Raw genomic sequence first — 16,195 nt, forward strand, 5'->3', positions numbered from 1 at the left:
AGCATAACTGCGTTTTCCCTAGTAAGCGAGTACTATTTACCGTATAATAGATTGATATTAGTAGAGAATAAATAATTTATATAACAAGTACCAATAAAATAGAATGGAGGAATTTTATTGCAGCTACAGTTGCTGAAAACGCATATCTTAAATTATGATTTAACAAATATTGACTGGCAGCACTATACAAAAAGAGTGGAATTGCTTCATGAGTACTTACAACAACCAATTCATCATACAACCGGCTGGATGCAATCACCGCTTGAAGATCAGTCCGCACTGTTTAAACAAATTCATGAAGTGGCAACAGAAATTAAGTTGAAGGCGGACGTGCTTATAGTCGTAGGGATTGGCGGATCATATCTTGGTGCGCGTGCAGTGCAGAATGCATTAACTCCCCATTTTATTGAACGGAAATCCGGCATTGAAGTGGTCTATGTAGGACAAAATATAAGTGGTGCGTATGTACAAGGGCTAATCGATTATATAAAGGATAAGCGTGTCTATGTAAATGTGATTTCAAAATCAGGCGGCACGATGGAGCCTGCGCTAGCTTTCCGTGTTTTCCGTCAGTACATGGAGGACAAGTATGGTGTAGATGCAAAAAATAGAATTATTGTCACAACGGATGCAGAGACTGGTATATTACGTGAGATTGCGTCTATCTCAGGTTACCGTCAGTTTGAAATCCCTTCAAATGTCGGTGGACGCTACTCGGTATTAACGCCTGTTGGGTTATTGCCGCTTGCAGTTGCGGGAATTGATATTGACGCGTTGATGCTAGGCGCAAAATCTGCTGCAACAGAATTTTCGGAGTCTCATTTAGAGGATAATGAGGCGTATCGTTATGCCGTGTTACGTCATGCGTTGCACACACAAGGCTATAAAATCGAATTGCTTGCTTCATTTGAGCCTGCCTTGAAACGTTTCCATGAATGGTGGATGCAGCTTTTTGGTGAAAGTGAAGGGAAAGAGGCGAAGGGGCTTTTCCCGACATCAGCTAATTTTTCGACTGATTTGCATTCGATTGGTCAGTTTATTCAAGAAGGAAGTCCGATTTTATTCGAGACATTGCTTCATTTTAAAGAAATTAATGTCGATTATAAAGTTCCGTTTGATCCACGTGATGAAGATGGACTGAATTATTTAGCCGGTCGTACATTTAATGAAATCAATGCCATTTCCAAGCAAGGGACTGCGCTTGCCCACTCAGAAGGTGGCGTGCCTGTAATACAGTTGGAACTTGATAGATTAGATGAGTACCATCTTGGCTATTTAATATATTTCTTTATGAAAGCCTGTGCGATGAGTGCGCTTTTACTGGAGGTCAATCCATTTGACCAGCCAGGTGTAGAAGCTTATAAGAAAAAAATAATGGAACTTTTAAAGCAAGAGAAGGTGTCGAAGTGATCACAGTAAAAACTCAGTTTGAACAATGGGCAGCAGCCAATCTACCAGATTATTTAAAAAAAGAATTAGATGAGATTCGTGCTGATAAACGTTTAGTAGAAGATCATTTTTATCAAAATGTAAAGTTCGGTACGGGCGGTATGCGCGGTATACTAGGTGTTGGTACGAACCGTATGAACATCTATACAGTGCGCCGTGCAGCGGCAGGTCTTGCACAGTATGTTTGTGAAGGCGGCGAAGAAGCGAAAATACGAGGTGTAGTAATCGCTTATGATACACGTCATTTTTCAAAAGAATTCGCTGTTGAAACTGCAAAAGTTTTAGGAGCATATGGTGTGCATAGCTATGTGTTTAGTGAATCGCGCCCTACACCGGAGCTTTCGTTTGCAGTACGTTATTTATACGCCTACGCGGGTGTTGTCATTACGGCAAGCCATAATCCGAAACAGTATAATGGTTTTAAAGTATACGGTGCAGATGGAGCACAGCTTGTACCTGCTGGAGCAGATACGATTGTTTCTTATATGGATAAAATTCAAGATATTTTTGCGATTGAAACAGTGGAATTAGAACAGTATGGTCAATATATTTTAGAAAAGATTGATCAGGCTTATCAGTCCAGTCTGCTTCAGTTAAAAGAACAGCCTGTGAAAAGCAATATGAAGCTTGTTTACACACCACTTCACGGAGCGGGATTAGTGCCTGTAATTGAAGGATTGAAAGCGTTTGGTTTTGATGAAGTGCATGTCGTTGAAGCACAGGCTATTCAGGACGGAGCGTTTCCGACAGTTCCTTATCCGAATCCGGAAGAAGCAGCTGCTTTTGAACTGGCGATGGAGCTAGGTCATCAAGTAGGCGCGGACTTACTGCTCGCAACGGACCCGGATGCAGACCGTCTAGGCGTTGCCGTTAGAAACGGGCAATCTTATGAACTTTTAACTGGTAATCAGTTAGGGGCATTACTGTTAAACTATATTTTACAGACAAAGCAAAGAAACGGAACACTCCCTGGAAATGGCGTCATGATTAAAACGATTGTCACATCGGAATTAGGTGCCAAGATTGCTGCTCGTTACGGTGTGGAGACAGTTAATACATTAACAGGATTCAAATACATCGCTGAAAAAATCGCAGAATATGAACAGTCAGGTGCGTATAAATATTTGTTCGGCTATGAGGAAAGCTACGGCTATTTAATCGAACCATTCGTACGCGATAAAGACGCAGTACAAGTGGCGTTAAAAGTAGCGGAAATGGCAAGCTTCTATGAGTCACAAGGTAAGACATTGCTTGATGCTTTGGAAGATGTGTACAAGAAATTTGGTTATTACAAAGAAGCACTCATTTCAAAAGTTTTTGAAGGTAAATCTGGTCAAGAAGAAATGGCTGCACTGTTAGACACAGTTCGCCAAAATCCGCCAGCTGAAATTGCAGGCAAAAAAGTTGTTCTATACGAGGATTATTTAACAGCAACGGCAACTGCGATTACGGGTGACAAGCTACCGATCGATTTACCGAAAGAAAATGTATTGAAGTTTATACTGGAAGACGAATCATGGATCGCCATCCGACCATCAGGAACAGAGCCGAAATGTAAATACTATTTTGGTGTAAAGGGTGAAAGTGCTAGTCAAGCTTTAGAACAATTGGAACAATTAAAGCTGAGTTTTATATAGTCAATGAAAAGGTATTTAGAATGCAAATAATCTAAATGCCTTTTTGCATTTTAATAGAACAAAAACTCGAATAGTAGGTATATATTAGAAGTTTCGAGACTATACTATTAGAAAGATATTTATAGATTCTATTTTAATGCATTTAAAATTAACGACCCTACAAATAGCATATCTAATACAAACTCCACTCTATTAATCACAGCAAACTTCACTAATTTACCTTACCCATAACAAGTTAGTAATGTGAAAAAATAAATAGAAGGAGCTGTGATTCATTTATGCAAATCCCTTTACATGCAAAGCGCTATGCATTCACACAAGTCGTAAAGCTATCCCCGATTGCCGCAAGCAAATTATTGTATTGGAACAGATTCAAAACTCGTTTAAACCTGGAAAACCCAAAAACCTTCAATGAAAAACTAATGTGGCTCAAACTATTCGAAGATGTTGAATTTAAAAGAAGATTTACAGATAAAGTAAAGGCGCGCGAATATATGATCACAGTCGGCTACAACTATTTGCTGCCGCCGCTGATCGGTATTTTTGATGAAGTGGAGGATATTATTTTCGAGCAGCTGCCGAGAAAATTTGTGTTGAAATGCTCGCACGGCTCCGGCATGACGATTGTTTGCGAGAACAAACGTGAAATGGATTACCATGAAACAAGGCACCAGTTAGCGGAAATGATGGCAACGGATTACTCGCTAAAATATGCGGAGCCACACTATGCATTCCTTCAGCCTCGAATTATTATCGAACGGTTAATTGAATCATCAGATGGCAATGATGTACAAGAATACAATATCCATTGTTTTCATGGGGTGCCGAAGATTATCGAAACGACTTTCCACCGTTTTACACCGAAAGAGCAAACACTCATGTTAACACCGGATTGGTTTAATTCGAATTATATAAAGAAAAAGTATCCGTTTGATGAGGGAAAAGCTAGGCCTGCGCAGCTTGACGAACTGCTCGCCATTGCGAAAAAGTTGAGCAAGCCGTTTACGTATGTACGGATCGATTTAAAGGTAGCAGATGAAAAAGTTTACTTTAACAACTTTACATTCACGCCGGACGCTTGTTTAAATAGCCAGATTCAAGAAGATGACAGTCTGAAGCTTGGGCAATGGCTTGATTTGGATATTGAAAAGTCGAGGCATCCGGTTTCTGTAGCCCGTTCAAAATATTAATCACCTTAATCGTTTAGGAGGACTTAACATGATATACATTGTGTCTATTATTGTGGCAACACATAATGTTGAATATTCGATAAGAGAATGTCTGAAAAGCCTGCAGCAGCAAACATTGCAAGCGATTGAAGTACTGATTATGAACAATGGTTCTTCTAAAGGAACGGCTCTTATTTGTGAGGAATACGTCAGTGAGGATGACCGTTTTAGTATATTTAATGCACAAAACCTGACATTAAGCGAAGCGCGCAATTATGGTATGCAGGAAGCAACAGGGAAGTATATTGCCTTTGTTGATGGGCATGATTTTGTGGAAAGCACGATGTATGAGAAGCTCGTGCAGCGTGCTGAGCAGAAGCATGCGGATCTCGTACTGTGCGGGTATACGAAATACTGGCCGGAAACCGAGCGCAAAAAACAGGTGAAAGTGAATGAAGCCTTACTAACAAAACCGAACCCTGTTAATTATTATCTGACAAAGCACAATGAAGCGTATATCGTGCCGTGGAATAAACTTTTTTTACGTTCCATCATTATGGGGGAGCGATTATATTTTGATAATCATCCGTTTTTTGAGGACGTCGGGTTTATCGCGCAGTACTTATCTTTTGCGAAAAAGATTGCCATTGTAAATGAACCGCAGTACAACTTTGTGCAATATGAGGATATGCTGATGAAAAACTATAGTCCGTCGATTGCCCATTCACATGCACAAACGTATGCCCAATTAAAACAGTTTTTTGATAAAAGGCAGTACCGCAATGTGATTGAGGGATTAAATTTACGTCTATATATTCATCGTTATCATCATGTGTTGTTAACGACGTCAAACACACGACAAGTGAAATCGCTGGAGCGTCAAATTATCCGGGAAAGCAAAAACTTTTCTCAGCTCCCTTGGAATCTGCGCATGATGAAACCGTTAGTGAAAATGAGGGTCTATCCGACATTTTTCCGTTTGGTTCATAAAGTAAAGGCTTAAAACAAACTTGCTACTGTAAAAGTAAAATTCGAAGCTCGATAAGGGGGAATATTCGTGATATTAGTCGTTGGTGGAGCAGGCTTTGTTGGAAGCCATGTCGTAAATTTATTACTGGAAAAAGGGCCGGTCGTTGTGTATGATAATTTATCCACAGGACACCGCGGAGCAGTCGATGAGCGTGCTATTTTTATTGAAGGCGAATTATCGGACCAGCAACGGTTAACGCAAATATTTACATTGTTTCCGGTTCATGCTGTCATTCATTTTGCAGCATCGGACTCAGTGAACGAGGCAATGGGGAATCCTGAATATTACTATGAAAATAATGTCGGCGGCACATTGGCATTATTGAAAGTCATGCGGGCATGCAGAGTGAAAAATATCATGCTCTCTTCCGCCGTTATGGCAAGTTCGGAAAAGAATGAGCTATTACAAGGGCAGAAGTGTATGATCGAACAGATGCTTGAAGCTTATACGAAAGCCTATGATATGAATGGAACCGTTCTCCGTTATTGTAAGAGCACCTGTGTACAAGCTTCGGTTAGTGGAAATCCGGAAGCTGTGGTTTCTGAAAGTACAGGCAACCAGGGTTTGAAAAATGTAGCCGAAGTAGCAAATGCCCATGTATCGGCACTTGAAGCGTTGGAGCGGGGCGAATTGGCTTTTAAAATGTACGATTTATCGGCGGTTAGCTCAAAAAATACACAACAGGAGCTTGACTGGCAGGCAGAACGAAATGTACATGAAATGATTGAAGATGCCTGGAATTGGCATGAAAACTCAAAATGTTAGCGACTTACTCTGTTACAATTCATTTTGTAGCAGTTTTTTTGCGTCATGTGTGGAAAAAGTGATAGAATAATTAGATGTTGAAGAACAGAAAGAGTGGTTTTTAAAAATGAAAGTATTATTTATTGGCGATATTGTTGGTTCTATTGGTCGCGATGCAGTAGAGCAGTATTTGCCTCGCTTAAAGAAAAAATATAATTTAGATGTTGTTATTGCAAATGGTGAAAATGCTGCAGCAGGACGCGGTATTACACGTGCGATTTATAATGATTTACTGCAAATGGGTGTAGATGTCATTACGATGGGTAACCATACGTGGGATAACAAAGATATTTTTGATTTTATCGATGATGCCGATTACTTAGTACGTCCGGCAAACTTTTCGAAAGATGCACCAGGACGCGGCATGACACAAGTATCGAAAAACGGTGTGACAATTTCAGTCATCAATCTGCACGGACGCGTATTTTTACCGCCGCACGAAGATCCATTTGCGATGGCAGTCGAAATGGTCGAAGAAGCGAAAAAAACATCACCAATCGTTTTTGTTGATTTCCACGCTGAAGCAACGAGCGAAAAAATTGCATTAAGTTGGCATCTGGACGGCAAAGCATCCGTTGTTGTCGGAACACATACACATGTCCAAACAGCGGACAACCGCATTTATCCGGGCGGCACAGCATATATTACAGACGTTGGCATGACAGGTCCTTATGATGAAGTGTTAGGTATGGGGAAAGATAATGTCATTTATAAATTCCTGACAAATATGCCAGCACGCTATGAAGTACCAAAAAAAGGCCGCGCTGTATTAAGTGCCTTCTTCGTTGAAATTGAGGATAAAACAGGGAAAGCCATTCGCCAGGAACGTGTACTTATTAATGAGGACAACCCGTTTCAAGCATAAGTAAATAATGACACCTATTACTGAACAGGAGAGGCAGTTGCCTTTTTTATTTTGTGATAGGTGTTTTTTGTCCTTTAAATTTCATATCGATAAAAATTTGATGAACTTTACTTTTACTAAACGGGAGTTGATTGGAATGGAGGGCGGCAGACTCCTGCGGGAACAGCAAAATTTATTTTGCGACGAAAGCGAAGCGACAGGAGCATCGAGCGGAAAATCCACTTTTATCGGGATGAGTCCCGATAAAAGTTAGTTGGAGCCGTGCCCGCGGAAAGCGTCCGCCCGCAATGGAAATCAACGGAGTTTATAAGAAGTGAGGATTAAAAATAAGAGTTGAGGATTATATGCTTGCTGTTGAGGATTATCAAAGATGAAGTGAGGATTAAGTAAGGGTAATTGAGGAATATAAGCTCAGATTGAGGATTATCCGGTGAGAACTGAGGAATATATTTTCATTAGCGCAAATTGACCGCAGCTTTTTTGAAATTGAGGATTAGCGGGTGCAGATTGAGGATAAAATCCCACGTAGTAAGGATTATATTTGCATCCCATTTCACAAACCTGTAAAATCGGTTGAATATTCAACAATAGACAATGGCAATCAAATTGAAAATAGAATAAAATGGAAAACATATGGAAATAATTGTAGCGATGAAACGTCGAACCAAAACCGACTTCCCATAAGAGGTGGAAAAACAAAAATGAGAAAAATACTTGCTTGGCTGATTGTTGTATTGTGGATGATGCTCATTTTTTACTTTTCACAACAACCAGTATTCGATTCAAGAGATTTAAGTTCAAACATTACAAAACAACTCATAGAGATTGCCGAAAAGGTGACACCGCTTGAAAATGTGCAGGAAAGCCAGGTGCATCACCTCGTCCGAAAAAACGCACATTTCACGATTTACTTTTTCCTCGGCATTTTTGCACTGCTGGCATTAAAACTAACTGGATTAAAGCATGCTCTTAGTGCGATCATTGCCTTAGTACTATGTATGATCTACGCGGTTACCGATGAATATCATCAGCTGTTTGTTGAAGGCAGAGGGGCTCAAATAAAGGATATTTTTATTGATTGGGCTGGGGCTGCAACGGGAATTACTGTGGCGACACTTCTTGGTTTAATCGGAAAATCCGGCAAGGCTCGTTCAGAAAACAGAAAATCCAACGCTGGTTACAAAGTAAGCGAACGTTAACTACTTTGTAACTATTGACAGTTAGATACTAGAAACATGAATAGCTCCCTGATTTTATGAATATGTATAAACGTACATGAACAATAGAACGAAGGGAGCCCATGATGAAAGAGCGATGGAAATGGGGGATTAGCATCGTGATTATGTTTTGCATTGTATCGCTGATCATCTCGCTGAATAGTTAATAGGCATAGCTAAAAACAATCTATACTGGGCCTAGTTGCCAGTATAACAATATAAGAGAGTAAAACTTTGTCGAATACAAGGTTTTACTCTCTTTTTTTGGAGAAAATGAATAGATTGGAATAATTTGTGATAAAATAACTATACATTTGGGTAATGCTGTAAAAAATGAAAATATAATAGAGTTTATATGGTTCTTTTTTACGTAATTTAAACGGGGAAGGGGATAATGTAAGGATTTAAGAGCATAAGAGAGCGTTTGTAGGAATTTCTGAAATATATGTAGGTTTTCATATGTAACGTCAAAAGATACCTGGCGTTCCGGACGAAATTATCAAACTTTGTATTGTCAAGTCGGGGGAGGATTTTGATTGAGTTATACCGCTAGATACACGACATTTTCTATTTTGGATTCAATGATTGTCGTGTCAGCCATTTTTATCAGTTATTTTTTACTGCATCCGTCGTTAACAGTCTATTCGGATACAGTCATTTTTTTAAGTGCTGTTACACTGCTCGTCAGTCATCATATATCAGCGCACTTTTTCCACCTGTACAACCGGCTGTGGAGTCTGGCATCTGTTAAAGAGCTGCTCATTATCGGCTATGCGGTGACGACATCTGTTTTAGCAGCAAGTGCCATCCAGTTTGTTATCAAGCAGGATATTTATTTTCGTCTAATGGCAGTGACATGGCTGCTGCATATTTTATTGATCGGGGGATCGCGTTTCTTTCTTAGGGTTGCGCATGACTGGTCTTCCCGCAAACCGGTTGCTGATGGAAACCGTGTATTGATTGTCGGTGCCGGTGAGGCGGGAACAATGCTGCTCCGTAGTCTGAAACGGAATCCGTCAGAATATCAGGTAGTCGCCATTGTCGACGATGACCTGAACAAACAGCATTTAAAACTGCTGGACGTCAATGTATGCGGAACAACGAAGGACATTCCGCATCTTGTACAGACAAAGGGAATCCAGGAAATTATTTTAGCCATTCCTTCTTTGAGCAAAAAAGAAATACGCGAAATTTATAACCGCTTAGGTGAAACGAAAGCAACGATCAAAATCATGCCGAAAATTGAAGATGTGATGACCGGGAAAGTTTCCGTGAATGATATGCAGGAAATCAAAATCGAAGACTTGCTTGGACGGGAAGAAGTCAAACTGGATATGGTGGCCCTCTCGAAAAAGTTAGCGAATAAAAAGATTCTCATCACAGGTGCCGGGGGATCGATTGGTTCGGAAATTTGCCGGCAAACCGCCCAGTTTCATCCGAAACAGATTATCATGCTTGGGCATGGCGAAAACTCGATTTATAAAATCCACCTAGAATTATCTGAAAAGACTGAATACAAGGATATCGAATTTGTTCCGGTCATTGCGGATGTGCAGGACAGGGAACGGATTTTTGAAGTCGTCCAGCAGTTTGAGCCGGATGTCATTTACCATGCGGCAGCACATAAGCATGTACCGATGATGGAAAGCAACCCACGGGAATCGGTAAAAAACAATGTTTTCGGCACTAAAAATATTGCGGAGGCGGCACATACATTTGGTGTTTCAAATTTTGTTATGATTTCAACCGATAAAGCGGTCAACCCTCCGAATGTGATGGGTGCGACAAAGCGGATCGCCGAAATGATCATTCAAAACCTTGCCACGTACAGCGGGACAAACTTTGCTGCTGTTCGTTTTGGAAATGTACTTGGATCAAGAGGCAGTGTTATTCCAAGATTTAAAGCGCAAATTGCGGCAGGCGGACCTGTAACAGTGACACATCCTGATATGACCCGCTATTTTATGACGATTCCCGAAGCATCCAGACTTGTACTACAGGCAGGAGCACTTGCCCGAGGTGGGGAAGTATTCGTCCTTGATATGGGAGAACCGATGAAAATAGTCGACCTTGCCAAAAATCTTATTCGTCTATCCGGTTTTTCGGAAGAGGAAATCGAGATTGAATTTACGGGTATTCGTCCGGGTGAAAAGATGTTCGAGGAATTATTGAATGCGGAAGAAATTCAGGAAGAGCATATTTACCCGAAAATTCATGTCGGGAAAGCGAGCCGGATTGAAGGGCAGCTGCTGTCCGATTTACTAAGAGATATCGATGCGTGTCATTCGTCTGATTTAAAAGCGAAACTGATTAAAATTTCAAATGCGAATTGGAATCGGGATGAAATCAGTGTGCATGAAACGATTGCCTGAAATATAAAAAGAAGCAGTATAGGGGGAATCCAATTGGGAGAAACAATCAGTCTACAGGAACTTATAAAAATCATAAAAAAACGGCTCGTACTCATTATCGCTTTTACAGTAATCGGCTGTGCAGTAGCAGCAGGCATCAGTTTTTATGCGATTACCCCGATTTATGAGGCACAAACACAAATTCTGGTGAATCAAAAAGGCAATGCCGATCAAGTGTATTCTTTGCAAAGTACCAATACCGATTTAAGTTTAATTAATACGTATCAGGTCATTATTACAAGCCCGGTCATCTTGAATCCGGTACTGGAAAGTCTTGATTTGGATAAAACGGCAGGACAGCTGGCACAGCAAATATCGGTGTTCAGTAAAACGGATTCCAAAGTGGTCAATATCCGTGTGGAGGACCCGAATCCGGCAGTAGCTGTGGACATATCGAATATGGTAGCGGAAGTATTTAAGGAGAACATTCCACAGTTAATGAGTATCGATAATATTTCGATTTTGTCCGCTGCTAAATTGAGCGAAAATCCGTCACCGGTAAAACCGAATAAGATGATGAACATCGCAATTGGTGCTGTCATTGGGGTCATGCTCGGATTAGGAGTGACATTCCTCATTGAGTTTTTGGATATGTCGATTAAGAGCGAGCGCGATGTGGAAGATTATCTGGAATTACCGGTGATCGGCATGGTTGATTTGATTAAAGAAGAAAAGGAAAAAAGATTTTCTTTTCGTGCGCAGAAAGTGGGGAGAAGTTAAATGGTGAGGCTGAGTCTGAGAAAAAAGAAAAATATGTTGCAAAATTCGAATGTCGCAAGGAAACTCGTGACATTTACTGAAACGAAATCCCATATTATCGAGCAGTTTCGCACTATCCGTACAAATATTAAGTTTTCCATGCCGGATGAGCCGTTAAAGACGATTTTAATTACTTCTTCCACACCGGGTGAAGGGAAATCGACGAACGTGGCGAATCTCGGTGTCGTGTTTGCACAGGAAGACAAAAAGGTGCTCCTTATTGATGCGGATATGCGGAAACCGACGCTGCATCATACATTTAAAACGTTTAATAAAGTTGGCTTGTCTAACATTCTTGCAAGAAGATCCGCGTTGCATGAGGCGATCCAGGAGACTTTTATCGTGGGGCTCGATGTCATTACAAGCGGTCCGATTCCGCCGAATCCTGCCGAACTGCTTTCATCCCAAGGGTTGGAAGCTTTATTTCAGGAAGTGAAAAATCAATATGACATCATTATTATTGATTCTCCGCCATTATTATCGGTGACTGACGCGCAGATCCTGGCGAATAAATGTGACGGGGCGATCATGATTTTAAATACGGGCGTGATCGACAAACGTGCCGCGAAAAAAGCACAGATGCTGTTGGCGGCTTCCCACACAAAGATTTTGGGTGTTGTGTTGAACAACTACAAAACAAAGAATCATTATAATTATTATGATGGTTACCGTTATGCTGAATAATCTGAATAATTTCTTACAGTAGTTGCAAAAAACGGATTCTAATTGCTTCAGAAGGCGCATACAATGACGTACAGGCAATAAAAATTGCCTAAAAAAAGATAAAGCAGTACTAGATGAGGAGGAAATAGCTGTGGATTCATTAAAAGTATCATCTCGTTCTAATCCTAATTCTGTTGCAGGAGCACTCGTTGCGGTTATACGAGAGCAAGGGTTTGCTGAAATGCAGGCGGTAGGTGCAGGTGCGTTAAACCAGGCAATTAAAGCAGTAGCAATCGCTCGAGGGTTTGTAGCCCCAAGCGGCACAGATTTAATTTGTGCGCCAGCTTTCGCGGACATCATCATTGCAGGAGAAGATCGTACGGCATTAAAACTACTCGTTGAAAAAAGAAATCGTTAATCCATGAAGACCCATACACCTGCTTAGCACCCAAACTGGGCTAAGCGGGTGTATTTTTGTTTTGCGGGTATATTTAAATAGAAGGAATTTAAATAGGGAATAAATTGTCCGAACTTTATCGCCACTTTTAGGGCAAAAGTAGAACGGTTTAAATTAATCGCCAATTTCGTTCAGTTATTCGTCACTTATGATGGGTTAATCGTCAATAGAATTTATATATTCGCCAATTATTAACGGGTAAAATATTCTCCGCCACTTTTGGAAGAATAATCGTCAATTCTGTTCATTTAATCGTCAGTTTCGCTTACTTAATCGCCACTTTGCAAGAGATAATCGTCAATCAAGACCGGATAATCGCCACTTTAGTTTTTAATCGTCAATTTTATTTTATATTCGCCACTTTTGCAGGGAAATGAAATTATCACTCCGTAAACTGAAATCCGCAATTCACTTGCAACTCTTTTACATAATCAATCGTCCTCCAATAAAAGATTTCCCATATAAATTTGAGGGAATAGAAATCTTGTTTTAATTCAAAACAAATTATGTACAGAACTTTCCGTCAAAGGTCTGATTTTTTGACTCGATATGACATTTGCAATAGAAGAGACGAAAACTTCATGTTAAACTAATGTAGGAAAAAACTATATTCGGCTGCACAATACGGCAGCTGCTCGATAAAGCATCCTAATCGCTTTATTTTAAATAATACAGAAATCTTAAGGAGATGTTGAAATGTTACATCAGCTTTCATGGAAAGTCGGTGGGCAGCAAGGTGAAGGGATTGAGAGTACAGGTGAAATTTTCTCAATGGCAATGAATCGTCTAGGGTATTTCCTATACGGTTACCGTCATTTCTCTTCTCGTATTAAAGGTGGCCATACGAATAATAAAATTACGGTTCGTCCGACAGAAGTACGCGCAATTGCGGACGACTTAGATATACTAGTGGCGTTTGACCAGGAAACGATCGACGTGAACTATAAAGAATTAACACCAAGCAGTATCATTTTAGCGGATGCGAAATTTGATCCGAAAAATCCGGAAGACAGTGTCGCGCCATTATACGCGGTACCGTTTACGGAAATTGCGGCTGAACTTGGTACGTCTCTAATGAAAAACATGGTTGCGATTGGTGCAACGGCAGCACTTTTAAACTTGGATGAATCGGTTTTCCAAAGTGTTGTTAATGAAATTTTCGGACGTAAAGGTGAAGAAGTCGTAGCGAAAAACATTGAAGCGATTGAACGCGGACGTCAGGCAATTTCAGAGCAGATCGGTGACCGTGTAGGTACATGGGAAATTGCGCCTGCAGACGGAAAACGCCGTATGTTCATGATCGGTAACGATGCAGCGGCATTAGGTGCCTTGGCAGCCGGCTCTCGTTTCATGGCAGCATATCCGATTACACCGGCATCTGAAATTATGGAATACATGATTAAAAAGCTTCCATTAGTAGGTGGAGCGGTTATTCAAACAGAAGACGAAATTGCTGCGGCAACAATGGCGATCGGTGCAAACTACGGCGGTGTGCGTGCATTCACGGCATCAGCTGGTCCTGGTCTTTCATTAATGATGGAAGCAATTGGTCTTTCAGGTATGACGGAGCAGCCACTTGTAATTTTTGATACACAGCGTGGTGGTCCATCAACAGGTTTACCGACAAAGCAGGAGCAATCGGATTTAATGGCAATGCTTTACGGTACACATGGTGAAATCCCGAAAGTAGTTATTGCGCCTTCTACAATGGAAGAAGCGTTTTACGATACGATCCAGGCGTTTAACATTGCCGAAGAATTACAATTACCTGTAATCGTTATGACAGATTTGCAGTTATCATTAGGTAAACAGTCGGTTGATCCGTTTGATTACAGCAAAATAGAAATTCGCCGCGGTAAAATTATCGAAGCGGTTGAAGACGAAGAAACGAAAGACTACTTCAAGCGTTATGAAAATACAGAAGACGGCGTTTCTCCACGTGTGCTGCCAGGTACAAAAGGCGGTATTCACCACGTAACAGGTGTAGAGCACGATGAAACAGGTAAGCCATCTGAAGCAACGGGCAACCGTCGCACGCAAATGGATAAGCGTATGCGTAAATTACAGCATGTCCGCTTTGAAAATCCGGTATACGTGAACGCACCTCATGAAGATGCGGACGTATTGCTTGTAGGCTTTAACTCAACGCGCGGAGCAATAGAAGAAGTTCAGGAAAAGCTGAACTCTGAAGGCGTAAAAGTAAACCACGCACATATTAAGCTGATCCATCCATTCCCTGCAGAAGAAATGAGTGCATTAATGGATAAAGCGAAAAAAGTGATTGTCGTTGAAAACAATGCGACAGGTCAGCTAGCAAATATTATGAAAATGAATATCGGTGGTCACGCGAAGACTAAATCGATTTTAAAATACGATGGTACACCATTCCTACCACGTGAATTAACAAACTTAGTGAAGGAGGAAATTTAATCATGGCAACATTTAAAGATTTCCGAAATTCCGTAAAACCTAACTGGTGTCCAGGCTGTGGTGACTTCTCCGTACAAGCGGCGATTCAACGTGCAGCAGCAAACGTAGGCTATGAACCAAGCGAATTGGCAGTTATTTCAGGAATCGGCTGTTCTGGTCGTATTTCAGGCTATATTAATTCATACGGTTTCCACGGTATTCACGGTCGTGCATTACCGATCGCACAAGGCCTTAAAATGGCGAACAAAGACCTGAAAGTTATCGCTTCAGGCGGTGACGGTGACGGCTTCGCGATCGGTATGGGTCACACAATCCATGCGATCCGCCGTAACATCGACATTACGTATGTAGTAATGGATAACCAAATTTACGGATTAACAAAAGGGCAAACATCTCCACGTTCTGCTGCTGGTTTCATTACGAAATCAACACCAGGCGGAGCAATCGAGCCATCATTAAAACCATTGGAAGTTGCATTAACAGCAGGTGCGACATTTGTAGCACAAGGCTTCTCAACGGACATTAAAGAACTGACAGCAATGATCGAAGCCGGCCTAAACCATAAAGGCTTCTCGTTCATCAACGTATTCTCACCATGTGTAACGTACAACAAAGTAAATACGTACGACTGGTTCAAAGAGAACTTAACAAAGCTTGCTGACATCGAAGGCTATGATTCATCTAACCGCGAAGAGGCGATGCAAACAGTAATGCGCCATGAAGGTCTTGTAACAGGCATTATTTATCAGGATACTGAAACAACTTCGTATCAGGAGAAAATCAAAGGCTATTCAGAGCTGCCATTAACAGATATCGATATTAGCTTGTCAGAAGAACAATTTGATCAGCTGACGAAGGAATTTATGTAATTAGTTTATAGGGCTATACAGGCTGGGGTTTCCGGCTTGTATAGTTTTTTTGTTGTTACTGAAATTATAGATGGCAGATGCACCGTTGAAGTAGCATTTTTATTAGACCATCGTAGTGGTTTATTAGACAATAATATTAGTTTATTAGAAAAAGTTGGTGTCTTATTAGAAAATCGAACAACAAAATTTGAATAAAGCTTCTTTAGAGCTATTTTTGAATGCAGATGCGATAGGGAAGGACTTGGATTGGGTTTTTATTAGAACAATTCAAAGGTTTATTAGAAAAAGTCACCGTGATATTAGCAAATCAAGAGGTGATATTAGAACATCCCGAAGACTTATTAGCACAACAGGGGACTATATTAGCAAATCCGCATTTTATTAGAACAAATAAAATTATATTAGAACATTTATAAATATATTAGAAACATCTCC

The 16,195-nt window shown here is 40.7% G+C and carries 13 protein-coding genes; all 13 read left to right on the top strand.

Going from position 1 to position 16,195, the window contains the following annotated elements; genetic code table 11:
• The first annotated feature begins 117 nt into the window (after nt 1–117).
• The 13 genes from B5473_RS12190 (at nt 118) to B5473_RS12255 (ending at nt 15,760) form a co-directional block, all read left to right on the top strand.
• On the top strand, nt 118–1,410 hold the full coding sequence (locus B5473_RS12190) for a glucose-6-phosphate isomerase (RefSeq protein ID WP_254865304.1): 1,293 nt from the start codon (nt 118–120) through the stop codon (nt 1,408–1,410).
• Nucleotides 1,410–3,086 (top strand): phospho-sugar mutase, encoded by a 1,677-nt coding sequence (locus B5473_RS12195; RefSeq protein ID WP_079528685.1) that lies wholly within the window; start codon nt 1,410–1,412, stop codon nt 3,084–3,086. Before B5473_RS12190 ends, B5473_RS12195 begins: the two co-directional genes overlap by 1 nt.
• Before the next feature lie 278 nt (nt 3,087–3,364).
• Nucleotides 3,365–4,276 (top strand): ATP-grasp fold amidoligase family protein, encoded by a 912-nt coding sequence (locus tag B5473_RS12200; RefSeq protein WP_079525522.1) that lies wholly within the window; start codon nt 3,365–3,367, stop codon nt 4,274–4,276.
• Nucleotides 4,277–4,304: 28 nt separating this feature from the next.
• Nucleotides 4,305–5,258 (top strand): glycosyltransferase family 2 protein, encoded by a 954-nt coding sequence (locus tag B5473_RS12205; protein ID WP_079525524.1) that lies wholly within the window; start codon nt 4,305–4,307, stop codon nt 5,256–5,258.
• 54 nt (nt 5,259–5,312) lie between these two features.
• Nucleotides 5,313–6,050, top strand: a complete 738-nt coding sequence (locus B5473_RS12210; protein WP_079525526.1) for an NAD-dependent epimerase/dehydratase family protein — start codon at nt 5,313–5,315, stop codon at nt 6,048–6,050.
• Nucleotides 6,051–6,156: 106 nt separating this feature from the next.
• The gene (locus B5473_RS12215; protein ID WP_079525528.1) at nt 6,157–6,954 is read left to right on the top strand and encodes a TIGR00282 family metallophosphoesterase; all 798 of its coding nucleotides are present in this window, start codon (nt 6,157–6,159) and stop codon (nt 6,952–6,954) included.
• Between the two features lie 701 nt (nt 6,955–7,655).
• The gene (locus B5473_RS12225) at nt 7,656–8,153 is read left to right on the top strand and encodes a VanZ family protein (protein WP_079525532.1); all 498 of its coding nucleotides are present in this window, start codon (nt 7,656–7,658) and stop codon (nt 8,151–8,153) included.
• A 554-nt stretch (nt 8,154–8,707) separates the two neighbouring features.
• Nucleotides 8,708–10,543 carry a polysaccharide biosynthesis protein gene (locus B5473_RS12230; RefSeq protein ID WP_079525534.1) on the top strand — a complete coding sequence of 612 codons (1,836 nt, stop codon included), beginning with the start codon at nt 8,708–8,710 and terminating at the stop codon, nt 10,541–10,543.
• Between the two features lie 33 nt (nt 10,544–10,576).
• Nucleotides 10,577–11,302, top strand: coding sequence for a YveK family protein (locus tag B5473_RS12235; RefSeq protein ID WP_079525536.1), 726 nt, complete (start codon nt 10,577–10,579; stop codon nt 11,300–11,302).
• Complete coding sequence (locus tag B5473_RS12240) at nt 11,303–12,025, top strand: CpsD/CapB family tyrosine-protein kinase (protein ID WP_079525538.1); 723 nt, start codon at nt 11,303–11,305, stop codon at nt 12,023–12,025.
• Between the two features lie 130 nt (nt 12,026–12,155).
• Nucleotides 12,156–12,422: a stage V sporulation protein S gene (locus B5473_RS12245; RefSeq protein WP_079525540.1), complete on the top strand. Its 267-nt coding sequence runs from the start codon at nt 12,156–12,158 to the stop codon at nt 12,420–12,422.
• Between the two features lie 735 nt (nt 12,423–13,157).
• Nucleotides 13,158–14,891: a 2-oxoacid:acceptor oxidoreductase subunit alpha gene (locus B5473_RS12250; RefSeq protein WP_079525542.1), complete on the top strand. Its 1,734-nt coding sequence runs from the start codon at nt 13,158–13,160 to the stop codon at nt 14,889–14,891.
• Nucleotides 14,892–14,893: 2 nt separating this feature from the next.
• Nucleotides 14,894–15,760: a 2-oxoacid:ferredoxin oxidoreductase subunit beta gene (locus B5473_RS12255; RefSeq protein ID WP_079525544.1), complete on the top strand. Its 867-nt coding sequence runs from the start codon at nt 14,894–14,896 to the stop codon at nt 15,758–15,760.
• The last annotated feature ends 435 nt before the right edge of the window (nt 15,761–16,195 follow it).

Origin of the sequence: Solibacillus isronensis (assembly GCF_900168685.1) — a bacterium.
GTDB lineage: Bacteria > Bacillota > Bacilli > Bacillales_A > Planococcaceae > Solibacillus > Solibacillus isronensis_A.